At 65.7% G+C, this 22,922-nt stretch carries 25 protein-coding genes; 11 read left to right on the forward strand and 14 right to left on the reverse strand.

Annotated elements, in window-relative coordinates; translation table 11 throughout:
* Positions 1-164: 164 nt before the first annotated feature.
* Genes CRP45_RS04785 through CRP45_RS04800 form a run of 5 tightly spaced genes read left to right on the forward strand, consistent with a single transcriptional unit; the run spans position 165 to position 7,191 of the window.
* Positions 165-2,423 (forward strand): coiled-coil domain-containing protein, encoded by a 2,259-nt coding sequence (locus CRP45_RS04785; protein ID WP_097243945.1) that lies wholly within the window; start codon positions 165-167, stop codon positions 2,421-2,423.
* Positions 2,416-3,684, forward strand: coding sequence for a hypothetical protein (locus CRP45_RS04790; RefSeq protein ID WP_097243946.1), 1,269 nt, complete (start codon positions 2,416-2,418; stop codon positions 3,682-3,684). The genes CRP45_RS04785 and CRP45_RS04790 overlap by 8 nt, the downstream gene beginning before the upstream one ends.
* A 41-nt stretch (positions 3,685-3,725) precedes the next feature.
* Entirely contained in the window at positions 3,726-4,247 is a 522-nt protein-coding gene (locus CRP45_RS33185; protein ID WP_143861337.1) for a hypothetical protein, read from the forward strand.
* A 6-nt stretch (positions 4,248-4,253) separates the two neighbouring features.
* Positions 4,254-5,600 (forward strand): hypothetical protein, encoded by a 1,347-nt coding sequence (locus tag CRP45_RS04795; protein ID WP_143861338.1) that lies wholly within the window; start codon positions 4,254-4,256, stop codon positions 5,598-5,600.
* On the forward strand, positions 5,587-7,191 hold the full coding sequence (locus tag CRP45_RS04800) for a phage tail tip lysozyme (protein ID WP_097243948.1): 1,605 nt from the start codon (positions 5,587-5,589) through the stop codon (positions 7,189-7,191). The genes CRP45_RS04795 and CRP45_RS04800 overlap by 14 nt, the downstream gene beginning before the upstream one ends.
* Positions 7,192-7,272: 81 nt before the next feature.
* On the opposite strand, the gene CRP45_RS04805 is transcribed toward CRP45_RS04800, so the two are convergent.
* From CRP45_RS04805 to CRP45_RS04825, 5 genes are all read right to left on the reverse strand, one after another.
* Positions 7,273-7,653: a hypothetical protein gene (locus tag CRP45_RS04805; RefSeq protein WP_097243949.1), complete on the reverse strand. Its 381-nt coding sequence runs from the start codon at positions 7,651-7,653 to the stop codon at positions 7,273-7,275.
* 108 nt (positions 7,654-7,761) lie between these two features.
* Positions 7,762-9,339 (reverse strand): caspase family protein, encoded by a 1,578-nt coding sequence (locus CRP45_RS04810; RefSeq protein ID WP_179830761.1) that lies wholly within the window; start codon positions 9,337-9,339, stop codon positions 7,762-7,764.
* Positions 9,340-9,654: 315 nt separating this feature from the next.
* Positions 9,655-10,065: an arsenate reductase ArsC gene (locus CRP45_RS04815; RefSeq protein WP_097243951.1), complete on the reverse strand. Its 411-nt coding sequence runs from the start codon at positions 10,063-10,065 to the stop codon at positions 9,655-9,657.
* On the reverse strand, positions 10,062-11,159 hold the full coding sequence (gene arsB / locus CRP45_RS04820) for an ACR3 family arsenite efflux transporter (RefSeq protein ID WP_097243952.1): 1,098 nt from the start codon (positions 11,157-11,159) through the stop codon (positions 10,062-10,064). Before arsB ends, CRP45_RS04815 begins: the two co-directional genes overlap by 4 nt.
* Positions 11,156-11,533, reverse strand: a complete 378-nt coding sequence (locus CRP45_RS04825; protein ID WP_097243953.1) for an ArsR/SmtB family transcription factor — start codon at positions 11,531-11,533, stop codon at positions 11,156-11,158. Before CRP45_RS04825 ends, arsB begins: the two co-directional genes overlap by 4 nt.
* A 261-nt stretch (positions 11,534-11,794) precedes the next feature.
* Here CRP45_RS04825 and CRP45_RS04830 point away from each other — a divergent pair, with 261 nt between their 5' ends.
* Entirely contained in the window at positions 11,795-12,517 is a 723-nt protein-coding gene (locus CRP45_RS04830) for an alpha/beta fold hydrolase (RefSeq protein WP_097243954.1), read from the forward strand.
* A 19-nt stretch (positions 12,518-12,536) separates the two neighbouring features.
* Here the strand turns inward: CRP45_RS04830 and CRP45_RS04835 are convergent, their stop codons facing one another.
* From CRP45_RS04835 to CRP45_RS04850, 4 genes are read right to left on the reverse strand one after another with little or no spacing between them, the layout of a single operon-like run.
* Positions 12,537-12,872: a YnfA family protein gene (locus CRP45_RS04835; RefSeq protein ID WP_097243955.1), complete on the reverse strand. Its 336-nt coding sequence runs from the start codon at positions 12,870-12,872 to the stop codon at positions 12,537-12,539.
* A 9-nt stretch (positions 12,873-12,881) separates the two neighbouring features.
* Positions 12,882-13,169 (reverse strand): hypothetical protein, encoded by a 288-nt coding sequence (locus CRP45_RS04840; RefSeq protein ID WP_143861339.1) that lies wholly within the window; start codon positions 13,167-13,169, stop codon positions 12,882-12,884.
* A complete protein-coding gene (locus CRP45_RS04845) occupies positions 13,159-13,611 on the reverse strand; it encodes a MerR family transcriptional regulator (protein ID WP_097243957.1) in 453 nt (150 codons plus the stop codon). Before CRP45_RS04845 ends, CRP45_RS04840 begins: the two co-directional genes overlap by 11 nt.
* Positions 13,608-13,952, reverse strand: a complete 345-nt coding sequence (locus CRP45_RS04850; protein ID WP_097243958.1) for a hypothetical protein — start codon at positions 13,950-13,952, stop codon at positions 13,608-13,610. The genes CRP45_RS04845 and CRP45_RS04850 overlap by 4 nt, the downstream gene beginning before the upstream one ends.
* A gap of 93 nt (positions 13,953-14,045) precedes the next feature.
* Between CRP45_RS04850 and CRP45_RS04855 the strand changes: the two genes are divergently transcribed.
* Positions 14,046-14,381: an ArsR/SmtB family transcription factor gene (locus CRP45_RS04855; protein WP_067783644.1), complete on the forward strand. Its 336-nt coding sequence runs from the start codon at positions 14,046-14,048 to the stop codon at positions 14,379-14,381.
* On the forward strand, positions 14,378-15,112 hold the full coding sequence (locus CRP45_RS04860; protein ID WP_372509823.1) for a cation efflux transmembrane domain-containing protein: 735 nt from the start codon (positions 14,378-14,380) through the stop codon (positions 15,110-15,112). The genes CRP45_RS04855 and CRP45_RS04860 overlap by 4 nt, the downstream gene beginning before the upstream one ends.
* Before the next feature lie 103 nt (positions 15,113-15,215).
* Here CRP45_RS04860 and CRP45_RS04865 read toward each other — a convergent pair whose 3' ends face one another.
* From CRP45_RS04865 to CRP45_RS04880, 4 genes are read right to left on the reverse strand one after another with little or no spacing between them, the layout of a single operon-like run.
* Positions 15,216-15,719 carry a gluconokinase gene (locus CRP45_RS04865; RefSeq protein WP_218841077.1) on the reverse strand — a complete coding sequence of 168 codons (504 nt, stop codon included), beginning with the start codon at positions 15,717-15,719 and terminating at the stop codon, positions 15,216-15,218.
* Between the two features lie 35 nt (positions 15,720-15,754).
* A complete protein-coding gene (locus tag CRP45_RS04870) occupies positions 15,755-17,125 on the reverse strand; it encodes a glucose-6-phosphate dehydrogenase (RefSeq protein ID WP_097243961.1) in 1,371 nt (456 codons plus the stop codon).
* The gene (locus tag CRP45_RS04875) at positions 17,122-18,948 is read right to left on the reverse strand and encodes a glycoside hydrolase family 15 protein (RefSeq protein WP_097243962.1); all 1,827 of its coding nucleotides are present in this window, start codon (positions 18,946-18,948) and stop codon (positions 17,122-17,124) included. Before CRP45_RS04875 ends, CRP45_RS04870 begins: the two co-directional genes overlap by 4 nt.
* 36 nt (positions 18,949-18,984) lie before the next feature.
* Positions 18,985-20,022 (reverse strand): NAD(P)-dependent alcohol dehydrogenase, encoded by a 1,038-nt coding sequence (locus CRP45_RS04880; protein ID WP_245909900.1) that lies wholly within the window; start codon positions 20,020-20,022, stop codon positions 18,985-18,987.
* A gap of 404 nt (positions 20,023-20,426) precedes the next feature.
* Between CRP45_RS04880 and CRP45_RS04885 the strand changes: the two genes are divergently transcribed.
* The 3 genes from CRP45_RS04885 to CRP45_RS04895 all read left to right on the forward strand — a co-directional run bounded on the left by CRP45_RS04885 (position 20,427) and on the right by CRP45_RS04895 (position 22,502).
* Positions 20,427-20,891, forward strand: coding sequence for a hypothetical protein (locus CRP45_RS04885; RefSeq protein ID WP_245909902.1), 465 nt, complete (start codon positions 20,427-20,429; stop codon positions 20,889-20,891).
* Positions 20,892-21,036: 145 nt separating this feature from the next.
* Positions 21,037-21,678: a hypothetical protein gene (locus tag CRP45_RS04890; RefSeq protein WP_097243963.1), complete on the forward strand. Its 642-nt coding sequence runs from the start codon at positions 21,037-21,039 to the stop codon at positions 21,676-21,678.
* A gap of 44 nt (positions 21,679-21,722) precedes the next feature.
* Positions 21,723-22,502 carry an enoyl-CoA hydratase-related protein gene (locus CRP45_RS04895; protein ID WP_097244570.1) on the forward strand — a complete coding sequence of 260 codons (780 nt, stop codon included), beginning with the start codon at positions 21,723-21,725 and terminating at the stop codon, positions 22,500-22,502.
* Here the strand turns inward: CRP45_RS04895 and CRP45_RS04900 are convergent, their stop codons facing one another.
* Positions 22,503-22,892 carry a nuclear transport factor 2 family protein gene (locus CRP45_RS04900; RefSeq protein WP_097243964.1) on the reverse strand — a complete coding sequence of 130 codons (390 nt, stop codon included), beginning with the start codon at positions 22,890-22,892 and terminating at the stop codon, positions 22,503-22,505. It lies immediately after the preceding gene.
* Positions 22,893-22,922 lie beyond the last annotated feature (30 nt).

Raw genomic sequence — 22,922 nt, forward strand, 5'->3', positions numbered from 1 at the left:
CTTCGACGCAAACAAGGACGGGGCCGAGACGTTGGTAAGCCACTGTTGTCCCAAGGGCGGAGCTGAGGGTGTTCCCGTGCGGGCACGCGCATCGAGGCGCAGCTCAATGTGGGTCCCTCAACGCCATCGGCTTCGAATGACCTACAACCCGGCGGGAGATCGCCATGACCATCACGACCGATGGACAACCGAATCAGGAGGCGTTGTCCACGCCTTTCGCAGGCGTCCCAACCGAGCAAGAGGCCACGGAGGGCGTCGCCCGGCAAACCCCCGATCTGGAATCACCCTTCGCATCGCTGCTCGCCGAAGCCCCTGACTCGGAGAGCGAGGAGATCGCCGAGTTCCTCGAATCGCTCGAAGACGAGGACTTTGCCGACGCATTGGAGCAGCTGATCGACGAGGCCGCATTGCAACACCTCGCCGAACAGGGGGCTTGGTCCGGAGAGCTCAGCGAGGCCGAGTCCTTCGCAGCGCTCGAGAGTTGGATCGAGCCGCTGGCGGAGACATCCGAGCGAGCGATCGACACGTTCGCCGAGGCGCTCGAGGCTGCGCATCCTGAGTCGCTGAGCACCGCCGAATTGGATCAACTGCTCGAGCGACTCGGTGAGACGCCCACACTCGAGCAGGAAAGCTTCGACCAGTTCCTCGGCGGGATCATCAGGAAGGTCAAAAAGTTCGCACGAAAGGCTGTCAGAGCCGCGGGAAAACTCGCAGGAAAGGCTATCAAAGCCGTTGGCAAGCTCATCCCGATCGGACCCCTGCTGAAGCGGCTCGCGAAACTTGTCCGGCCTTTGCTCAAGCGGGTTCTCCGCACAGCGATTGGGCGGTTACCCATGTCCGTTCGTCCGCTCGCCAAAACACTCGCGGCACGGCTCGGACTCGGTGAGGCAGAGCAGCAGGCCGATGGCGCCACGACACTTGCCGAAGATTTCGACGTCGAGGTCGCCGCACTGCTGTTCGCGCCCGAGGCGTTCGAGGAGGAGCTGGAAGCGGTCCCGGAGGGGGAGGAGGAAGAGGAAGCACGCGACGCAATCGGTGAACTCGACGCTGGTCGTGCCCGGCTCGCCCAGCAGCTCGCCGAGTTGCCTGCCGACGCGACACCGACAGCCGAGATTCAGCAGTTCATCCCCCTCGTACTCGCCGTGCGGCCGCTGATCAAGCTCGGCATCTCGATCATCGGTCGTGACAAGGTGGTCCGGTTCCTCGCAGCTCGGGTTGCCGGACTCATCAAGGGTCTGGTGGGGGCCCAGGGCGCGCGGCTGCTATCTCCTCCACTGGTCGATGCCGGGCTCAGGATATTCGGCTTCGAAGGGCCCGAGGGTCAGGAGAATCTGTCCGGTGAGGCCCTTGCCTCCACCGTCGAGGGGACAGTCCTCCGGACACTGGACATGTTGCCCCCTGAGGCATTCGAGGACGAGTTGCAGGTCGACGCCGCGGTGCAGACGGCTTTCGCCGAGGCAGCGGGCGCGTATCTACCCGACCAGCTGCTCCGCGAGGATCTGGCGGAGCGAGAAACCGCCGGCGAAGGCGGTGTCTGGGTGCTGTTGCCGCGCGCTACCCGCCCGCGATACCGGTTCCGGAAGTTCACCCGCGTGTACGCGGTACCACTCACTCGCCAGATGGCGCGACGAGTCCCATGGTGGGATGGTGGATCGCTGGAGGATCACCTGCTCGACCGTGGCGTCGAACGGTGGCCGGTGCAGACGGAGATCGACCTCTACGAGGCCCTGCCTGGTACCCAGATCGGGCACTTCACCCAAGACGAAACACTGCCGACAGGCGAGCGTCCGAGCAGCGACGAATTCCAGCCGCTGACACCTGACATCGCGGGCCAACTGTTGCGCGAACCGGCTCTTGGAAAAAGCCTGCCCGCCCGGGTATCTCCGCTTGGTAGACCGCGACCGACCGCCGGAAGCCGGTACTTCAGGATCCGTTCGACGGGGCTGCCTCGTTCGCGTGGGCCACGGATGCGGCGACGCCGCGTGCTGGTCCAGCTCAGCCTGCTGCGGCGACAGCTGACGGTCACCTTCCGCCTCAGTGAACGACAAGCACAACAGCTGTTGACGCGCCTTCAGCCCGCGGCTCGCGGTGCACGACGTGATCTGCCCACCGTGCTATCGGCCCTGCGAAAACGATTTGTTCCGCGGCTTTCCGGAATATTGGTGCATAGACTGATGCGGCGCGGCTTGATGCGGGACGCAGCCGCCGCGGGCCAAGCTGCCGACCGCATCGGCGCTTCCGTTACCGCCGCACTGTCTCAGTTCCTCACCGAGGGGGCCGCCCAACTCGCGGCCGCGGTGCAGGATCCGGCAAACGGCGTCTCGATCAGCGTGACCTTCTCCGGAGTTACCAAGGACGCTCTGCAGGGCAGCTTGCCGCCAGGGAAAGTCACCGTCACACCCGGTTGGCGTAGCCGTGATTGACCTGGTGAAGCTCGAGCGTACGACGCTCGAAAGCGAGATTCGTCATTGGAGGTGTGCCGCCGAGGCGCTGGCCGACCTCGATATGGTCGCCGCGCCGTCTGCCTGGGTGGCGCTCGAGTCCTACCTCGGCCTTCGCCTGCGCGACAGTCTCCGGAACGTGGCCCTCGCCTGCGCGGCTCTAGCCACCCAGACCGGAGTCGCGCTGTCGCTCGCGACGGACGAAGAAGGGCTTGCCGCCGTCCGGCGCGCCGTCGGGACATTGCGGCGCCGCTACGTGCAGGCCGAAACCGTGATCGATTTCTATGCCGACGCCATCAACACGCGGACCAATCCGCGAATCGGTGCCTTGCTGCGCGGGCTCGACGCCCTCGCGGTGGACAGCATGGACCGCGTGCTCGGTCAGTTGGGTATCGGCGTTCCCCCGGTTCTCTGCTATCTCGACAAGGGCCTCGGCGCGTCGATTCTGCGTGCCAACGTCCGTTTGTGGGACGCGTCACTATCCCCTGTCGCGGCAATCAAGATCACCCATCACAACCTGCGTCAGCCGACGTCGCTTGTTCACGAGACGGGCCATCAGGTGGCCCATCTGATCGGCTGGGTACCGGAACTCGGCGACGCGATGTACGCGAAGCTGCGTCCGGCCAGTGAGTTGATGGCCGAAACGTGGCGGGGATGGGCGAGCGAGGTGGCAGCCGATGTGTACGCCTTCGCGCTGCTCGGCTACGCACCGCTGCCTGCGCTGGCCAATGTGGTCGGCGGACCGACGCGGGCTGTGTTTCGGATGCAGTTCGGCGATCCGCACCCTTTCGGCTGGATTCGAGTTCAGCTCGGAGTTGCCTTGTGCCGCAGCTGGTTCGGATCGGGTCCGTGGGACGACCTCGGAAGGGTTTGGGCCGCACGGCATCCGCTGGAGGACGCGCCGGTGGAAGCGGCGGCCGTTGCCCGCGGCACGATGTCTCACCTCCCGGAACTCGTCGATGTTTGCACTCGAATACCTATGCGCGCCTTCGGCGGTCGTTCACTATCCGCCCTGGTCGATCCGCGTCGAGTGGCGCCCGCCGACCTGCATCGACTGGCTCAGCGGAGCGGGCGCTCGCTGCACAGCTCCAGCTATTTGCAGCGCCTGGAGGCCATGCGGATTCTGGCGTGGACCGTGCTGCGCGATCAGTCGATGTCTCCGACCGCGCTGGCCGGGACGTCGCCGACCGATATCCAGGATTGGCTGCGCCGGGTCGGTGGCCCGCAGGGCATGGCGGCGTGACGGCGCGAAGTTGCCAGGGGAATCGCGAGAGGACAACGGACATGAACACAGACTCGAGCAACGGACAGGACTATCTCATCCAGCAATTGACCGACGCGTTGAAAGCGCAAACGAAGGCGCTCTTGACCATCGGCGGTGCGCAGCCTCCGATGACGCGGGATCAGGCGAGAGTCGAGCTTCGTTTTCGTGCCCTGCTCAATGCTCTAGGTGGCTTCGAACGCCGCCCCCAGCTCGCGGATGTCGCGCTGATGCCGCCACCAACCCTCATCGTCGCTTCCAACAATACGTTTTATCTTCTGGTCAGGGAGGCAAGCGTGCCAGAAAACGCACATTCGGTAATGGTGACGTATCGCGAGGACAAGGAGATAAAAGAAAAGCGTCACCCATTAGCAAATCGTTCAAATGGGCAGTTCATCGTGCCGAACGTCGGTGATGTGATCAACGTGCAGGTCGACGACATCGATCAGAAACCGCTCCGCTTCGGAATACCATTTCGTAAATCCCAGTCCGGGGTGACCACTGAACCTGCCAGATACGAGTCCGACAACACCCCTCAGGAGTGATCCGACATGTTTCGCCTACTCGCTCAGTTGAGTGTGAATCCAAGTTTGGCGTTTCCTCCTCCTGCCGGGCCCGCCGACGCAGAGTATGTCTTCGGCATCCATCCGCTACAACTAAGTCGCTGGCTAGAGGAGATATGGGGGAGCGGTGGCCTTGCGGCGTGGGGGTTACCGCCGCCGCTCGCGCCGCTCGGTACCGCGGATGTCGATCGCAGATTGCAGCTGCCGCAAGCTCTCCTCGACGATCTGCGCTCCGGAATCGGTCCGGGCCCCGGTGCTGTGCCACCTGGTCCTGTGCCACCCGACTTCGTCTTGTCGGCAGCCGACCAACTCGGCTCCACGTTTCCGTGGCCGTGGGACCACCTGATCTACGCCTACTTGATCGAAAGTACGCGGATTGTCGACATTCTGGGCGAGGTCGTACGTCGCTATCTCGTGGGAGAGAGTCTGGACGCGCCCTCGGTCCAAACCCTGGTTTGGCTTCGGAACACCGAAGAGCTCTTCTTCCGGGATCCGCCGCTGTTCCAGATCGGTGGCTTGACCAGCTCGCTGCGACCTGATGCGAGAGTCAACCGCCGCAACGCGTACTGGCGGATGTTCGGATTCGATCTGCCTTTCCCGCTCGCCGGGAAATCCGAAGCTCAGCCATGGAAAATCGACGTGGGAACCGGCACCAATACGCGATTTCTCGAGCTGTGGAACGAGCTGCTTCGGCAGGTATGGCTCGGTATCGAAAACGACAAAAACGCAGTCGGTGCGAACCCGACCGACCCCGCCTACGTTGCCTATCTTTGCCAAACATTGGGCGAGCTACTCCGTCAGCGCCGACGCGGTGGGATGCTGGCCCGCGAAGAGTTCGCTTATGTCTGCATGCTCAGCTGGTTCCACCTCACAGTGGAGTCCGATACCTCGGTTGTTGCCGATCTCAAAGCCACTGCGGGCGTGGGGGGCAACCCCGCTGACCGGCTTTCATCGATCGGCGCACATGTCGGGATCGCCCCGACCCGCAGTGCGCGTGAACTGTTCGAGCTCTCGGATCTGCTGTCGCCGTTGATCTGGTTCATCGAACTGGACGTGTTCAGCACGCCGGCCACCGCCAGCGTGCTCTTCAATTCGTTCGGGCTCCCCAATCCGCCGTTTCCGACTGCGATGACCCGGGTCATCGATCTGTGGCAGTCCGCGACCGGAGAACGCGTCAAGGATCTCGCCGTTACTACTCGTACTGCTCGCGGTAGAGCCGCGCAGCCGACCCGGCTCCCAACGGGCGCAGCGTTCGCCGGGCTCCCTGGCCAGATCGCCGCTACGCGCGACGGTGTTCCCGCATGGCGCCGAGCAGGTGAATATGAGCACAGTTGATCAGCAGTCGCCGGTACCGGAAGCCATCGAACCTCCTGTCGGGAGCTCGCCGGCATGGCCGCCGCGAGACGCCTCCGCTGAGGAATTCGGCAATGACGTTCTCGCCGAGCTCGCTGAGTACAAACATCCAGACGAGACTGAGGAAGAACTCTCCGACTGGGAAGCGACCTACTACGAAAAGGAATTCGAACCAGAGACGAAGCGCTCCAGTACCGAGCAATTCGAGGACAAGCCGAAGTACGATGTCCGACAAGAGAACCTGGCCGACGAGCTGTTCGAGGCGGAGGAATTCGCGCGCCACGCCGTCTTCGAAGCGGCGATCCCTGCCGAGACAGCCGGCCGCACCGCACGAGACACTGACTTCGAGGGCCCCCGGAATCGCCCGCTTGTTCGGACGACGCAGGAGCTTCGAACAGCGTGGCGCGACTATGCATGCGCGGAGGAGCGTATGGTGCCGCTGCGGCTGTTCGGACGCTGGGAAACCCTGGTCAATCCCGCAACAGTCAAGGCATGGCGCGCACTCGAGCAGGCCCTCGTCGCGACGGGCTACAACGTCCACCGCGCATGGGTTTACAACTGCCGAAACATTGCTGGGCAGACGACACGGTCGCTTCACGCGTACGGGCTGGCCATCGATATAGACCACACAGCTCCAGGCTGCAACGTGAACCGAGCGACACCTGACAAGCGGCTGGTCCGCTTCTCGGCGGAGACGACCAAAGAAGGGCGTTGCCGGGATGTTGCCGAAGGGCGGGCCGACACCAGTTTCACACCCGATCAAGTCGCCGCGGTGGAAGCGATTCGTACTGTCGATGATAATCAAGTTTTCACATGGGGAGGCCGGTGGCGAACCACTAAGGACACAATGCATTTCCAGATCAATGTCACGCCCGAGGAGTTGGCTCGCGGTCTTCGCTCAGTGGCGACGAGTCCCCCTGAGCGAGTCGCGCAGCCCCGCTCGATGCCTCGTGGACCGGTGGATCACAGTGCACTCGATGCCCGCATAGTGCGTGTAATGACGTTGCTGGTGAACGACTACGGCTACCCGGTCAATGGAGCGGCGGGCATCGTGGGCAACCTGATCGCTGAATCCGGCCTGCAACCGAATCGAATCGAGGGGAGCTCCCCGAGCGCGCCAATGCGGGCCATGAACTTCGCGGGTCAGCTCACCGACTTCACACCGGAGCAGGTGCAGAACCGCGACTTCGCGGCTAAGCGTGGCCCCCGGCGGCCCGGTGTCGGGATCGCGCAGTGGACCAGCCCGAATCGGCGCAATGGGTTGTTCCGACATATGTTCCGGGGACGACAGCTCGGCGCCGCGATCCTCTTCGATCTCGATGCGCAGGTGGACTATCTGGACACTGAGCTGCGTGGGTCGTACCCGTCCGTGTACCGGGCACTCACGATGCCCGGTGTCACCGTCGACGCCGCGTCCGACGACGTTCTCTATCGATTCGAAATACCCGGCGCGATCCTCCAGGACCGGCGGCGTTTACCGAGAACCGATCCACGGGTGCAGCAGATCTTTGCGGAGCGTCGAGCCCTGGCGAAGCGCGCGTTGGCGGTCTACCGTGCGTCGCAGCTGGCGTGACCACCGATCAGTGCCACACGACCGCCCATGAGTCGGTAGCGGATGTCGCCAGGCGTGGCGCGCGTCTTCGATCCGCGGCGCTCAGACATCAGCATGACGCTGCACGAATGCGGTCACGATCTGCTTCTCGATCTCCGGCGACGCGTTCTTGAGCTCGAGCCGATCGTCGTCGATCTGCACGCTGATCTCCAGATGCCGGTTGCTGGACCGCCATCCGAGCAAGGCGTCCAGCAGTTGACGAAGCGCTGCCAGACCGGGACCGATGCCGACGAGGAGTTGCCCTACCATCTCCGCATCGAGACCACGCGTGCCTTCCGGAGCGTCTACACCGCGGGCAGGCGTGACATGATCGACATCGAGATCGAGCAACTCCGTTCGGAGCCGTAGAGTGGCGTCATCGAGTTGCTCGGCGTCGAGATCGTCGCTGAACAACGTGACGGTGACATCAACAGGGCCGGGCATGAGACCTCCACGATCAGTGCGTAACGCTACTGGTAGAGATACGGACGCCTTCTTACGCCCGAGTGTAACTGGCGAACCAGGCCGAGAGGCAGCTTCGTGCCGTACAGTTCATTGCCTGCGCAGAGTTCCTGAGATCTCGCCGGTCGCCGCCGTGGTTTTGTATTCGAGTGAGTCCTCGGAAATGTGGTCGAGGACTACCGTGCTCCGGGTGTCCGCGCATTGCGGGTTGTTCTCGGCGAGCCTGTCCTCGAGAGTGAGCCCCGTCGAACTCACCGACTTCAGCAACAATCGGCTCTCACAATGCTGACGGGACAGAAATTGCGCGGTGTTCGACAAGGTCCCGACTTCCTCGCCGACGCGGCCACTTCGCAGCGTCACCCGAACGTCGAACGAGAGGCCGAACTGATCGCTGGTGACACCAGCCCACGTGCCGACATATTCGGCAGGCACACTATCGGTCGAATTCTGAGAAACGGTTGTATCTCCACCGCTCACGATCGTCGTCGGGTTCGACCGCACTGCCGTGGGATCGGGTTCCCACGGTTTGATCGCGACGACAGCCGCCGCGGCCATGAGTGCGCATGCTAGGACGACGGCACCGATGGTGAGCAACCCTAGTCGGCTACGGAAGAATTTTCGTGCCGATCGCGCATGGATTCGTGCGGATCGCGGTTGCTCGTCGATCGGCGGTCCGAGCGACAGATCGGGTCGCGATTTGTCGCCCTGGAGTGCCGCCGCGGCCGCGGTCGACACATTGTGGCTGTCATCGTCGGCGAGTTTCCGCAGGCCCTGCTGAGCAGCCTCCGCCCGCCCGAGATGCCGACCATGCAGCAGCTTCTCGAGCTCTCGAACCGCGACCGCACGAGCACTCGGTAATGGACTGTCGATCAACTCGCTCAGTTCGACCGGTAAGGGTGGCGGCTCGCTCAAACGCCGGCTGCGCCGGGCGATGCACAGCTCGCCTTCTGCTCCGAAAACCCATTTCCCTGGTGTCTGATTCGGAGAAGTAGCCCGCACTTCGGCGTATACGTAGTCGTACAGCTCGTCGAGTGTGATCAAGCCGTCCTGGTTTCGATCGGCCTTGCCGGTCGCGAGGCCATTGACCAATGCTCCGGTGAACACCGACGGACCGATGTCGGCGGTATCGGCGAGCTGACCGCTTTCGAATGAGTATTCCATCGCGCTCGAGGCGGTGATCACCGCGCGGCCTCGACCACCCAGCTGGTCCGCGAGGTTCATTCCAGCACCGGCTCGATGAGCCATACCCCTTTCGAAGGCGCCAGCGTAACAGCAATCCAACAACAGCACTATTCGCCGCGATCGACTCCGATTCATCCGATGGTTGACGAAGGCCGCTGCCACACCTGTCGCACCAAGCCGCGTCAACTTCGTGTTCGCGGCGGCGAAGTACAACTCGCCTCCCTCGTCCTTGACACCGTGACACGAGAAGTGCAGCAGCAGCAGGTCTTCCGTACCGCGGTCGGCGAAGAACTCCTCGACCCTCTCACTGATTACATGAGCCGGCTCGTTCACCGAGATACGCACTTCGAAGCCCCCGATAAGTGGATTTCGCAAGACATCCGCAAGGGCCTCCGCATCGCGGGTCGGCGCCCGCAGCATCCGCAGACCGGGATCTTGATAGTTGTCACACGCAACTATCAGCGCGCTACGCTTATCGGCGACCACAATTCACCTTCGTACGAATATCTTGACACCCAACAAATTGTCCTCGGTCTCCTGATCGATTATCGACGAATCGGTGGAAGCATCCCGAGTAGTGCGCTACCTGTTTTCGTGGAATTTTCCGGGACGAGGTGCCCAGACCAGCACAAGTTGGTCGCCGGACCAGGAACTCGTGTCGTCGTCGAACGTGGAAGCCACCCTGGCGGACCTCGCCCGCGACATCGCCGAAGTCGGCTATCCGCAGGCTCACCGAGAGCCGCTCTGTCCATCCACCATCACAGTTTCAGCGGTGGGTGCGCGCAATCGGGCCGAAGCGGTCTACCGCAGGCCGGGTACCAGTTCGGTGACGAGTTCTTCGACGCGTCTGCGGATTTCGTCCCGGATGGGGCGGACGGCGTCGAGGTCTTGTCCGGCGGGGTCGTCGAGTTTCCAGTCGCGATAGTCGATACCGGGGAAGTAGGGGCAGGCGTCGCCGCAGCCCATGGTGATGACCACGGTGGAGGTTTCGACGGTGTCGGGGGTGAGGATCTTCGGGTGCTGGTCGGAGATGTCGATGCCCACCTCGGCCATGGCTTCGACAGCGACGGGGTTGACGGTGTCGGCGGGAGCGCTTCCGGCGGAGCGGACTTCGATGGCGTCACCGGCGAGGTGGGTGAGGAATCCGGCGGCCATCTGGGAACGTCCGGCGTTGTGGACGCAGACGAACAGCACGCTGGGTTCGGCGGTCATGATGCGACGGTCGCTTTCAGGTCGTGGTGATGGGTGCGGAACCGGTCGCGCAGCGCCAGGGAGACATACACCAGGCCCACGAGGACGGGTACTTCGATGAGCGGTCCGACGACTCCGGCCAGCGCCTGCCCGGACGCGGCGCCGTAGGTGGCGATGGCGACGGCGATGGCCAGTTCGAAGTTGTTGCCCGCGGCGGTGAACGCCAACGTGGTGGTGCGGGCGTAGCCGAGGCCGAGCCCGGCGCCGAGGAGGTAACCACCGCCCCACATGATCGCGAAGTAGGCCAGCAGCGGAATCGCGATCCGCACGACGTCCCACGGCTGGGAGGTGATCTGGCGCCCCTGCAAAGCGAACAGGATGACGATCGTAAACAGCAGTCCGTAAAGCGCCCACGGCCCGATCCGCGGCAGCAGCGTGGACTCGTACCACTCCCGGCCCTTGGCCCGTTCGCCGAAGCGCCGGGTCAGATAGCCCGCGAGCAGCGGGATCCCGAGGAAAATCAGCACCGACTTCGCGATCTGCCACGGTGAGGTGTCGATGGTTGTCTGCTCCAGGCCCAGCCAGCCGGGCAGCACCGACAAGTAGAACCAGCCGAGCACGGCGAACATGAGCACTTGGAACAGCGAGTTCAGTGCCACCAGCACGGCGGCGGCTTCGCGGTCGCCGCAGGCCAGGTCGTTCCAGATGACGACCATCGCGATGCAGCGCGCCAATCCGACGATGATCAACCCGGTCCGATACTCCGGCAGGTCCGGCAGCAGCAGCCATGCCAGCGCGAACATCAACGCCGGACCGAGCACCCAGTTCAGTACCAGCGATCCGATCAGCAGCTTCCGGTCGCCGGTGACGGTGTCGAGGCGGTCGTAGCGGACCTTCGCCAGAACCGGGTACATCATGATCAGCAACCCGACCGCGATCGGCAGCGAGATGCCGTCGATCTCCACCGCGCTCAACGCGTCCCCCAAACCGGGGACGACGCGTCCCAGCAGCAGTCCGGCGGCCATCGCTGCGCCGATCCAAACCGGCAGGAACCTATCCAGCGTGGACAGCTTCGCTACCACCGCACGATCTTGCGCCGCGGTGTCGGCGCTCACGCGTTCGCCTCAGCGGCGGCGCCGCTTTCGACCAGCAGCACCTCCGACAAGCGTTGCAGCGCTTCGGGAATCACCCGGTAGTACACCCAGGAAGCGCGGCGCTCACTGGCCAGCAGCCCCGCCTCGCGCAGCACCTTCAGGTGATGCGAGATCGTCGGCTGGGTCAGATCGATGCCTTCGGACAGCTCGCACACACACGCTTCCTGCCCGGCGCGCGAAGCGATCGCACTCAGCAGCCGTAGCCGCATCGGATCCGACAGCGCTTTGAACACCGCCGCCAGTTCGGCGGCGGTCTGCGCGGTCAGCGGTTCACGCACGATCGGCGCGACGGCGCACGACTGCACCGGAACGATCGGCAACTGCGACTTCGACATAAATCTATATTGACCGATATCGATGCAGGATGGCAAACGAACAGCGGGCGAACAACACAGATACTCCAGCAACGATTGCGCGCGACGGGTTCACCTGGCGGTGTAGCCGCGGAGCCGGAAAGGCTTGTCCTGATCGGAGGCATTTACGGCCCGCGGAGAGGGGCGCCGTCGGCGTCGGCGGCCGAAACTGAATGCCGCACAGCAACACCTCGCACGGCCGAAATCGGCCGATTCAGAACCTGATCCACAAGGAGTCGTTCCATGAGCATCGAAAAGAGCAGTCCCACCGTCGTCCTCGTCCACGGCGCCTTCGCCGACTCGTCGAGCTGGAACGGCGTCGCCGAAAGGTTGCGCGCCGCAGGGATATCGGTGATCGCGGCGGCCAACCCCTTGCGCGGCCTCGACAGCGACGCGGCGTACATCGCCTCCGTCCTCGACTCGATCGACGGCGACTGTGTACTGGTCGGCCATTCTTACGGTGGCAGCGTCATCACCGTGGCCGCCGCGGGCAAGCCGAACGTCACCGCGCTGGTCTACATCGCGGCCTTCATCCCCGACATCGGCGAGAACGCCCTGGAACTCACCGACAAGTTCCCCGGCTCCACTCTCGGCCCGACCACCCGTCCGGCTACCTACCCCCTGCCCGACGGTTCGACCGGCACCGAGCTCTACATCCGCCAGGACGCTTTCCATACCCAGTTCGCCGCGGATACACCCGCCGCGACCGGCGAACTGATGGGCATCACCCAGCGCCCCGTCGCGCTCGCCGCCTTGCAGGAAGGCGCGTCGGCCACCGCTTGGCGCGACTTGCCGACCTACGCGTTGCTCACGACCGAGGACAAGAACATCCCGATCGAGGCGCAGCGGAACATGGCCGAACGGGCGAACGCGACCACGGTAGAGGTCACCGCCTCACATGCCGTCGCGGTCTCGCGTCCGGCGGACGTGGCCGAACTCGTCATGCGGGCCGCGGCTCGGCACTGAACCCCGCGTATCCCGGGGGTCAGGCGACGCGGGGCGCGTACATGATGACGGCGACGCCGAGCAGGCAGATGGCGGCGCCGATCACGTCCCACCGGTCGGGGCGGAACCCGTCCAGCGCCATGCCCCACAGCAGGGAGCCCGCGACGAACACCCCGCCGTACGCGGCGAGAATGCGCCCGAAGTTGGCGTCGGGTTGCAAGGTGGCGACGAAGCCGTAGATGCTCAAGGCGATGACACCCGCACCGATCCAGGCCCACCCGCGGTGCTCGCGTACGCCTTGCCAGACCAGCCAGGCGCCGCCGATCTCGGCGACGGCGGCGAAGGCGAACAGCAGTATCGAGCGCAGCACGGTCATGGGCCGAGCCTAAGAGGCGGCCGTGGTGGTGCAGCCACAGCCCGAGCTCGCGCACGACGCCGCGCCGCCGCAACCGGCGCGGTCGGCGCGCAGCCGCGACCAGAGCAACCCGGCGACACCGATACCGATGAGCGCGAACCCGAGCGGTTGGAGCCAGGACAGACCGACCAGCAATGCGCCGCCCCCGACGACGCCTGCCACGATGAGCAGCGGGGCCACGCAGCATGCGAGACACAGCAGGGCACCCGCGCCGATCGGCGCCCACCAGCGGCGTGCTCTCGTTGTCTCAGCAGGCACAGCGGACTCCCGCGCTGGTCGCGCGTCGGTCGACTGCCGCGTCGAAAGGCACCGGGCAGCACGGTGATTCACTGCAAGCGAGCAAGTCGTCGCATCCCGCGTCCAGCGCCGCACGCAGGGTGTCGCGCACGGCGGTGAGTTCGGCGAGCTTCGCGTCGACCTCGGCCAGCTTCGCCGCGGCCCTGGCCTGCAACCCGGCATCGGTCCGGCCGCGCCCGAACCGGGTGGCGGCGAGCAGGTCGGCGACCTCGTCGAGGGTGAATCCGAGCCGCTTGGCCGCCTTGATCACCCGCAGCACCGTGACGGACCGCTCCGGATAGAGGCGGTGCCCGCCGAGGGTGCGCTCCGGTTCGGCGAGCAGGCCTCGGCGTTCGTAGTAGCGCAGCGTCTGGGTGTTCACCCCGGCGGCCGCGGCGAGTTCGCTGGTCCGCAGCGCGGTCACCGGGGGCCGCCGATCGCGGCGTCCGCGCGGGCGGCGAAGGCGTCGAGCACGTCGGCGTAGGTGTCGGGAACACCGACGCCCATCACGAGACCGGCTTCGGTGGTGGCGAAGTCGAAGCTGAAGAACGAGCAGCAACTCGACTCCCGCGCCGCCAGGTCGCGGGCGACCGGCTCGGCGACCGGATCCAGCACGAGTTCGAGTCGGCCAGGGCCCATCCGGCGGGCGGTGCGCGCGGATTCGGCGAAGAGCCGGTCGAACTCGGCGATTCGGGTCGGCTGTTGCGCGGTGGGCAGGGTGCAAGCGTCCGGCACCCAGCCCTCGTTTTCAGGAGAGACCGTCATGTTTCGACGGTAAGCCTGTACCCGAGTACAGGAGGCAACCCCGAACAACGATCCAATATTTTCTGAATACAGATTCCGATGTACTATTGCCGTATGGAGATTCTGCCGGTGCTGCACACCGACGCGCTCGCCCGGTTCGGCCACGCACTGTCGGATCCGACCCGCACCCAGATCCTGCTGAACCTGCGCCACCAGCCGGGATATCCGTCGGAGCTGGCCGAGCGGATCGGTGTGACCCGCCAGATCTTGTCCAACCATCTCGCGTGCCTGCGCGGGTGCGGGTTGGTGGTCGCGGTCCCGGAGGGCCGCCGCAGCCGCTACGAACTCGCCGACGCCCGCATCGCGGCCGCGCTCGACGACCTGCTCGGCCTTGTGCTGGCGGTCGACCCGGCTTGCTGCCCGGACTCCGACACCGAAGGCTGCTGCTGATGGCCTCGCTAGGCCTGCCCTCGCTACCGTCCGCGGTCTCGGTGGGGCCGAGCCAGGACCGTAAGGCGTTGCTGGCGCGGCGGATTCGGTGGTTCGTCGCCGCGACGATCTCCTACAACGTGATCGAGGCGGTCATCGCGCTCACCGAGGGCGCTCGGGTGTCCTCGACCGCACTGATCGGGTTCGGCCTCGATTCGGTGATCGAGGTGTCCTCGGCCGCGGCGGTGGCCTGGCAGTTCGCCGGCCGCGACCCGGAGCGACGAGAGAAGATCGCGCTGCGGATCATCGCGTTCTCCTTCTTCGCCCTCGCCGCCTACGTCACCGTCGAGTCGGTCCGCGGTCTGCTCGGTATCGGCGACGCGCGGCACTCGCCGATCGGCATCACGCTGGCCGCGGTCAGCCTGGTCGTCATGCCGGTGCTGTCGTTGGCGCAGCGCCGCGCCGGGCGCGAACTCAAATCCGCCTCCGCGGTAGCCGATTCCAAGCAAACCCTGCTGTGCACCTACCTTTCGGCGGTCCTGCTGATCGGTCTGCTGCTCAACAGCCTCTTCGGGTGGTCGTGGGCCGACCCGGTCGCCGCGCTCGTCATCGCAGCGATCGCGGTGAAAGAAGGCCGCAACGCGTGGCGAGGCGACACCTGCTGTCCCACACCGACCGCGCTGCTCGGTACCACCGCGACGGACGAGCACGCCTGCGACTGCTGCGACGACTCCGGCGAAAAAGACCGCTGAGGTCCCGGCCTCGCCGAGCATCCGCAGACCTGCCCAGCATTGGCGCGAGCGCATAGCGACTACGGAGTACGTGTCCGCCGGAAGTCGCCGTCAGGACTTGGAGTTATCCGGCTCCCGGTGCGCCAGCGGCTTTTCGGAAAAGCGCGACCGCCGCCTCGGCGATGTCCTCGGGCGCTCGATCGGCCGAGAGGACGGCGCCCTGTTCGGTGGGTTGCAGTGGTTCGAGTGCGTCCAGTTGGGAATCGAGCAGGGACAGGGGCATGTAGTGATCGCCGCGCTTCGTCATCCGCTCGATCAGTTGTTCGCGGTCGGCGGTCAGGAGCAGGAAGAACACCGGCGGGGCCGAGGCGTGGAGTATGTCGCGGTAGCGCCGTTTGAGCGCCGAGCAGGCGACCACGCCGCCGGTGCCCGCGGTGTATCGGTCGCGCAGCCACCGGCCGACCTCGGTGAGCCAGGGTTCGCGATCGGCGTCGTCCAGCGGGGCGCCCGAGGACATTTTGGCGATGTTGGCAGGCGGGTGGAAATCGTCCGCGTCGGCGAAGGGGATGCCGAGTCTGCTCGCCAGGAGGCGAGCGATCGTCGTCTTCCCGGTTCCGGAAACACCCATGACGACGACGCACGGCGGGGGATGGTCCGACGGATTCATCGGCGGCGGGCGCGGGGCGGGACGACCGAGCCCGCCGGGTAGTGGTCGAGAGGCACCAGGTCGCGGGACCAGGCGGAGATGATCGGAGTGACGACCCGCCACGCCTGTTCGGCTTCGTCGCCGCGGATGGACAGGGCCGGGTTTCCGGTCAGGACGTCCAGCAGGAGCCGTCCGTAGGCGGGAAATTCCGGCGGTTGAATCGGTGCGGTCATGGTGAGCGGGACCAGGGTCCCCGCGGTGGGCCCCACGACCGTGAGAGCGAGGGTGAGGCTTTCGGGGTCGAGCGTGAAGCGCAGGATGTTCGGCGCGGTCGATCCATCGTGACCGAAGGGCAAGTGGGGGACGGGACGAAAGTGGACCGCGACCTCCTTGCGGTCGGCGCCGAGGGCTTTACCGGTGCGCAGCACGAAGGACGTTCCCGACCATCGCCAATTGTCGAGTGCCAGTTCTATTTCGGCGAAAGTCTCGGTGCACCGTTGCGGGTCGACGCCGGGCTCGTCGACATAGGACGGGACACTGCGATCGCCGATCGTGCCCGCGCTGTAGCGGGCCCGCCGGGTGCGGTGCGGTATCTCGTCGTCGGTGAGGGGACGAATCGACCGCAGCACGTCGAGCTTGCGGTCGCGCAGATCCCGTTCGGACACCGAGATCGGCGGCTCCATGGCCACCAGGCAGAGCAATTGCAGGAGATGGTTCTGCACCATGTCCTCGAGCGCCCCGACATTGTCGTAGTACCCGGCCCTGCCCTCGACCGTGAGCGTCTCGTCCCAGGTGATCTCGACCTTGGCGATATGCGCACTGTTCCACAGGGATTCGAGGACGCGATTGGCCAGCCTGCTGCCGAGAAGGTTCTGCACGGTCGTCATGGCGAGGAAGTGGTCCACCCGGAAGACTGCCTGTTCCGGTACCAGATCCGCCAGCAGTTGATTGAGGGTCTCGGCGCTGGCGAGGTCGACGCCGAACGGTTTCTCGAGCACGATCCGGCTGCCGTCGGGCAGGTGCGCGTCATGCAGCGTTCGGATCGCCATGGGGAACAACGCGGGAGCCAGCGCCAGGTAGACAGCCACCGGACCGCCACCGGCGATCGCCTCGGCCACCTCGAGCGGATTCTGGATGTCGGCTCGCCGGTATCGTGCGGCGGCGGTGATCGCTCGTCTGCTCACGCCTGCCGCATTCGCCGCATGCTGGTCGAGTTGATCGGCGACCCACGCCCGGAACTGCTTGTCGTCCCAATCTTTCAGATCCGCGCAGACGAGCTCGAAACTCGTATCGAGCTCGCCGGCCTCGTGCAATGCGGCCAGGCCCGGCAGGAGATAGCGTCCGGTCAGATCGCCTGTGCCGCCGAAGATGACGAGTCGTTGGATCATCGTCGGTCCGCCTTCGCGCGTGCGAGGTTCACACCACTGGCGATGACGCCGATGTGGCTGAACGCCTGAGGGAAGTTGCCCATGAACGCACCGGTGGAGGGATCGATCTGTTCGGAGAACAGGCCCAGTGTGCTTGCGCGGTCGCACAGTGAGTCGTAGAGCTGCTCGGCTTCCTCGATGCGCCCTTGCATGGTCAGGTTGTCGACCAGCCAGAAGCTGCACAGGACGAAGGCGCCCTCGGTTCCCGGTAGACCGTCAGGTGATTCGTCGTGCAGGTATCGATACAGCAATCCGTTTCCGGCGCCGAGGCGATCGGCCACGGCCGCGGTCGTCGCGACCATGCGCGGGTGGCCGGCGGGGACGACATGCCTGAGTGGCAACGCCAGGAGGCTGGCATCCAGGGCGCCGCCGCCGTCGAGATGTGCGCTGAGCGTCTGCGCGCGTTCGTCCCAGGCGCGTTTCAGGATGGATTCGCGGATGTGCGCGGCGGTGGCCCGCCAGGTGCCGACGGGACCGGGCAGCCGGAAGCGTTCGCCGATCGACGCGGCTCGGTCCAGCGCGACCTCGCAGAGTGCGGCACTATAGGTGAACGCGCGGCCATCGCTGCGCACTTCCCAAATGCCTTGATCCGGTTCCTCCCATGATCGACCGGCCGCATCCGCCAAGCGAGCCAGGCTCGGCCACAGGTCTGGCTGAATCTCCCCGCCGGAGCGCAGCCACTGGTCGGCGCAGTCGAGAATCTCGCCATAGAGGTCGTGCTGGCGTTGGTCGGCGGCCCCGTTACCCCAGCGGACGGGAGCCGAGCGCCGGTAGCCTTCCAGATCGGCGGCCTCGGTCTCGTCGGGCACGGGGTCGCCGTCGATGTCGTACATGATGCGAAGTCCGTCGCTGCGTTCGAACGCGTCGAGAACCCATCCGAGGAATGCGTCGGCCTCACCGTGAAAGCCGATGCGCCGCAAGGCATATACGGCGTAGGACGCGTCGCGAATCCAGACATAGCGGTAGTCCCAGTTGCGGACGCCGCCGATCGGCGCGGGGAGCGAGGAGGTGGGTGCGGCGACGACGGAGCCGTTGACCCAGTGGTCGCACAGTTTGAGGGTGATCGCGGCGCGCCGGACCAGAGGTTCTCGCGGACCGTCGTAGCTGCAGCCCGTCAACCAGAATCGCCAGGCGCTCGCGGTGTCGTGCAGCATCGACGAGGCGTCGAACCGATGGTGGCGATGGAACCGTCCCCAGGACAGCACCAGGTCCAGCCGTTCTCCCTGTTCCAGGTCGTAGGTGCTGTGCAGGCCGGTCAGCGGCCGGTTGCCGCGCAGATGCAGGCGCAGGCCCGGTTGCGATTTCGCGCGGATCTCGAGACCGCTGAACACCGGCCTGACCTCGCCACCGCCGCGCGGTGCGACATCCACGTTCACCCGGACGTGTCCGTCGACGACGATCGCGGAGCGAACGAGTTCGGCGCGGTTGGCCGGAGCGTCGTCGCGCAGGTCGGCGCCGGAGCGCACAGCCATCGCATCGGTCAGCCGGACGACGCCGGTGGCACAGCGCATCTCGGTTTCCAGGACGCCGGTGTCGGGTTGATACCGCTGACGGCCTTCGAGCACGTTCGCCGGGGCGACGGTGAACGATCCGCCGCGCGCGTGATCGAGCAGTCCGCAGAACAGTGGCTCCGCGTCGAACCTGGGAATGCACAGCCAAGGAATAGTGCCGTCCACGCCGGCGAGAGCGGCCGTCGCGCCGTCTCCGATCAGTCCGTAGTCCTCGAGCGGGAGGTACCCGTCTCGGCGGCGAATCGGCCTGAATGGTGGATCGGGATCGTACATCTCAGCTCTTCCCCAGAAGAAGGTGGAGTGGCCTGCTCAGCCGAAACGAATCAGCACCTTCACGACGTCGTCGAGTTTCTTGTCCGACACCTCGAACGCCTGCTCCATGTCGTCGAAAGCGAATTCGTGTGTCGTCATCGGCGTCGGATCGACCTGGCCGGACTCCAGGATGCGCAGCAGACGCTCCATACGGAGCCGCCCGCCCGGACACAGTCCGGTCGCGATCGTCTTGTCCGCCATGCCGACTCCCCATTCCACCCGGGGGATTCGGACGAATTCTCCGTCGCCGAAATATCCGACGTTGGAGATCGTTCCGCCCGGCTTGGTGATCTTCACCGCGGTCTGGAACGTGACGTCGGCGCCGAGCGCTTCGATCGCGGTGTCGACGCCCTCGCCGCCGGTCAGTTCGAGCACCCGCTCGACGACGTCCTCGCTCGTGAAATCGATGATCTCGCCTGCACCGTATCGGCGTGCCAACGCTTGACGCGCCGGTACCGACTCCACGCCGATGATCAGACCGGCGCCACGCAATTTCGCTCCCGCCGTCGACATCAAGCCGACCGGCCCCTGAGCCAGGACCGCCACGGTGCCCCCGATCGGGATGTTGCCCTTCTCCGCGCCCATGAATCCGGTGGACAGCATGTCGGAGCAGTACACCGCCCACTCGTCCGGAATACCGTCCGGGATGACGGCGAGATTGGCGTCGGCATCGTTGACGTGAAAGTACTCGGCGAAGACGCCATCCTTGGAGTTCGCGAATTTGAAGCCGCCGAGCGGTCCACCCGATTGCGAGGGGAACCCGTTCTGCGCGGCCGCATCGCCCCAATCCGGGGTGATCGCACCCGCAAGGACGCGGTCGTTCGGACGAATGTGCCGCACCTCGCTGCCGACCGCGTGCACGACGCCCACGGCCTCGTGACCCAAGGTCAGGTTCTCGCGTGGACCGATGCCGCCCTGGACGGTATGCGAGTCGGAAGTGCAAATGAGGGCCGTGGTGGTCCGCACGACGGCGTCGAATGGGCCGGGCTCCGGGACGGGTTTCTCGGTGAACCCCACCGACCCGATCTCCTTCATGACGAACGCCTTCATCGTCCTGCCTCTCCCTAACGTTCGAGGTCGTAGAAACGGGCATGTCGACGGCGAATCTCGGCAAATTTAGCAGCTTTGCACCCGGTCACCAACGATTGTTACCACCACGGGATCTCCACGAGAAATCTCCGGAATGCGCTACGAGTTGCCCGCTTGCCCGGCACAATTCCGATGAACTGCCTCGCATCCGGTCGAACGGCTCGGCTTTTCAATCCCGCGATCCACTTGTCTCGAGCGCGCCGAGTCCCAGGCCGGGTACACGATGTCGACGAAGTCGTGTCACAGAATCCGAGTTGTCAGAGATGGCCAACGCTCGAGCATCCAATGCTGAACGGTGTTCCCCTGGGTTCCCGATCGGGAGACCTACGACTCGACCAGAAGGAGATGACATGATCGCAAACCGGAGTCGAATTACCCGCTCCGTTCTCGTCGCCGGGACAGTGGCCGCGAGCATCGTCCTCACCGGCTGCGGCGACAACGGCGACGACGCCGCGCAAGACACCACCACCCCCATGACCACACTGCCCATGACCACGACACAGCCGACTACCACCCCGGCGACCTCGCCTACGAACGGTGCCGAGATCAGCTCCGAGGCAAGTCAGCAGTTGTGCGACATGATCGAGCCCGAACTCGACAACTGGCGTGACCAGGGTTCGACGATCGCCAAGACCACTTTCAACGCAACGGTGCAGAACTGGGCGGCCCGCAACGAGCTGACCGACGACGTCGTTCAGGACAAGACGATCGTCGACACGGTCACCACGCAGACCTGCCCCGACGTCCGTCAGCAAGCACTGGAGGTGCTGGAGGTCCCGGACCTCGCCGCCGCCCTGGTGGGATTCGGCGGCTAGAACGCGCGGCGTCGTAGCCGGTTGTCGTGGACCTCGACGCGGGTCCGGGCACGCGGCGGCTGCGGACCCGCCCGCGGCGTTCGTGCGTATCGCGGTGCACACGGGGTAGGCGGTCTAAGCACCTACCTCGACGAATGGAGGCGTCATGAGGGACACCGATGCCAATGTTCCCGCCGATCGCGGCCGCCCGCTCCGAATTCCGCGTAGCCGGGGCGCCGCCGGCGGGCTCGCGGTACTCCTGCTGGGCGTCTGGGGTGCGCTCATCCCATTCCTCGGGCCGTACTTCGATTTCGCCTTCACTCCGGACGAGCCGTGGGTGTGGACCGCGGCGCGCGGGTGGCTCGAAGTACTGCCCGGTGCCGCCGCGGTCATCGGCGGACTGCTCATGTTGGTGAGCCGCAACCGTCTGGTGGCGAGCTTCGGCGCGTGGCTGGGAGTGGCGGCCGGGTTCTGGTTCGTCATCGGGCCGCTACTGGCTGACCCGCTGGGAATCGGGAATGTCGGTGATCCGGTCGCCACGTCCGACTGGAAGCGCGCGGCGCTGCAACTGACCTACTTCTACGGTCTCGGTGCGCTGATCCTGTTCTTCGCCGCGACCTCGCTCGGCCGGTTGTCGGTGCGGAGCCCACGCGATATCGCTTTCGCGCGACGCGAGGTCGATGCCAGAGCCGCCGAAGCGGACAGGCAGCGCCGCGCGGCCGACACGGCAGGACCCGACGCACCCACTTCGTGGAACAATCCCGCGACGGGACCGCGTCCGAACGACCCTGGGCCGCACCGCGGCTGAAACAAGACTCGTGCCGGTGCCTCATGGAGCTCTACGGTGGAGATATGACCGCCTTGGAGTATCGGCACGTGCTGGTCGCGCGGGACGGCGACACGGTGCGCATCACCATGAACCGGCCGGACCGGCGCAACGCGCTGTCGGGCGAGCATCTGGCCGAACTGCTGGCCTCGTTCCGGGCCGCAGGCGAAACCGACGCCACCGGGATCGTGCTCGGGGCACAGGGTCCGGTGTTCTCCGCCGGACACGATTTCGCCGATGTCGCCGCCCGCGACCTGCTCGGCGTGCGGGAACTGCTCACGCTGTGCACCGAGCTCATGTCGACCATCCAGTCGGTGCCGCAAGTAGTGATCGCCCGGGTGCACGGTCTGGCCACGGCCGCGGGCTGCCAGCTGGTGGCCTCCTGCGATCTGGCCGTCGCCGCCGAATCGGCCGGTTTCGCGCTGCCCGGCGGCAAGGGCGGCTGGTTCTGCCACACTCCCGCGGTGCCGGTGGCTCGCTCGGTCGGCCGCAAACGGCTGATGGAACTGGCCCTCACCGGCGACCCGATCGACGCCCGCACCGCCGAACAGTGGGGCCTGATCAACCGCGCGGTGCCGGACGCCGAGCTGGACACGGCCGTGGACGAGCTGCTCGCCCGCGCGACCCGGGGCAGCCGGGCCAGCAAGGCGCTCGGCAAACGCACCCTCTACGCCCAACTCGACCGCCCCGAAGCAGACGCCTACGCCCTCGCCCTCGAAGTCATGGCCGCCGCCGCCCAAGTACCCGGCGCCCGCGAAGGGATGGCCGCCTTCCTGGCGAAGCGCCCACCCGTGTGGCCCGATTAGTCAGCTGGACTGCGGCGTGAGCGCGGCCTGCATGGCGACCCCGTCGACGTAGGAGTGCTTCTCCTTGACGGCACCGTCCTCGACGAGGACATAGTCCGCGAGGTCGACGCACACGCGATTGCCGGCGGCCGAGGTTCCGGTCAGCTGCCATTGGACCACCCAGAAATCGTCTCCGACGCGCAAGGAGATCAGCTGGAAGGTCAGGTCGGGAACCAGGGCGAAGGTTCCCGCCGCGGCCTCGCGGATGGCGGCGCGGCCTCGGGCGGGTTCCTGGCCCGAGTGCAGGTGGAATACCGAGTCGGCGGTGTGGAGTTCGATGATTCGGTCCGGGTCGCGGTCCGCCCAGCACGCGTGGTAGCGCTCGAACAATTCGCGCGTGGCAGTGGTCATGGGGGCCAACTCCGATCGCAGTAGCAGTCG

This window comes from Nocardia amikacinitolerans, from assembly GCF_900215415.1.
Taxonomy (GTDB): Bacteria; Actinomycetota; Actinomycetes; order Mycobacteriales; family Mycobacteriaceae; genus Nocardia; species Nocardia amikacinitolerans.

Coding starts and splice junctions, on each gene's coding strand:
- CRP45_RS04805 (WP_097243949.1), bottom strand. CDS start 7,653: ATGCCCGGCCCTGTTGATGTCACCGTCACGTTGTTCAGCGACGATCTC.
- CRP45_RS04825 (WP_097243953.1), bottom strand. CDS start 11,533: ATGTCGAAGTCGCAGTTGCCGATCGTTCCGGTGCAGTCGTGCGCCGTC.
- CRP45_RS04895 (WP_097244570.1), top strand. CDS start 21,723: ATGACCGCCTTGGAGTATCGGCACGTGCTGGTCGCGCGGGACGGCGAC.
- CRP45_RS04815 (WP_097243951.1), bottom strand. CDS start 10,065: ATGACCGCCGAACCCAGCGTGCTGTTCGTCTGCGTCCACAACGCCGGA.
- CRP45_RS04865 (WP_218841077.1), bottom strand. CDS start 15,719: ATGGGTGTTTCCGGAACCGGGAAGACGACGATCGCTCGCCTCCTGGCG.
- CRP45_RS04870 (WP_097243961.1), bottom strand. CDS start 17,125: ATGATCCAACGACTCGTCATCTTCGGCGGCACAGGCGATCTGACCGGA.
- CRP45_RS04795 (WP_143861338.1), top strand. CDS start 4,254: ATGTTTCGCCTACTCGCTCAGTTGAGTGTGAATCCAAGTTTGGCGTTT.
- CRP45_RS04890 (WP_097243963.1), top strand. CDS start 21,037: ATGAGGGACACCGATGCCAATGTTCCCGCCGATCGCGGCCGCCCGCTC.
- CRP45_RS04785 (WP_097243945.1), top strand. CDS start 165: ATGACCATCACGACCGATGGACAACCGAATCAGGAGGCGTTGTCCACG.
- CRP45_RS04880 (WP_245909900.1), bottom strand. CDS start 20,022: ATGAAGGAGATCGGGTCGGTGGGGTTCACCGAGAAACCCGTCCCGGAG.
- CRP45_RS04850 (WP_097243958.1), bottom strand. CDS start 13,952: ATGACGGTCTCTCCTGAAAACGAGGGCTGGGTGCCGGACGCTTGCACC.
- CRP45_RS04885 (WP_245909902.1), top strand. CDS start 20,427: ATGATCGCAAACCGGAGTCGAATTACCCGCTCCGTTCTCGTCGCCGGG.
- CRP45_RS04900 (WP_097243964.1), bottom strand. CDS start 22,892: ATGACCACTGCCACGCGCGAATTGTTCGAGCGCTACCACGCGTGCTGG.
- CRP45_RS04830 (WP_097243954.1), top strand. CDS start 11,795: ATGAGCATCGAAAAGAGCAGTCCCACCGTCGTCCTCGTCCACGGCGCC.
- CRP45_RS33185 (WP_143861337.1), top strand. CDS start 3,726: ATGAACACAGACTCGAGCAACGGACAGGACTATCTCATCCAGCAATTG.
- CRP45_RS04835 (WP_097243955.1), bottom strand. CDS start 12,872: ATGACCGTGCTGCGCTCGATACTGCTGTTCGCCTTCGCCGCCGTCGCC.
- CRP45_RS04855 (WP_067783644.1), top strand. CDS start 14,046: ATGGAGATTCTGCCGGTGCTGCACACCGACGCGCTCGCCCGGTTCGGC.
- CRP45_RS04800 (WP_097243948.1), top strand. CDS start 5,587: ATGAGCACAGTTGATCAGCAGTCGCCGGTACCGGAAGCCATCGAACCT.
- CRP45_RS04875 (WP_097243962.1), bottom strand. CDS start 18,948: ATGTACGATCCCGATCCACCATTCAGGCCGATTCGCCGCCGAGACGGG.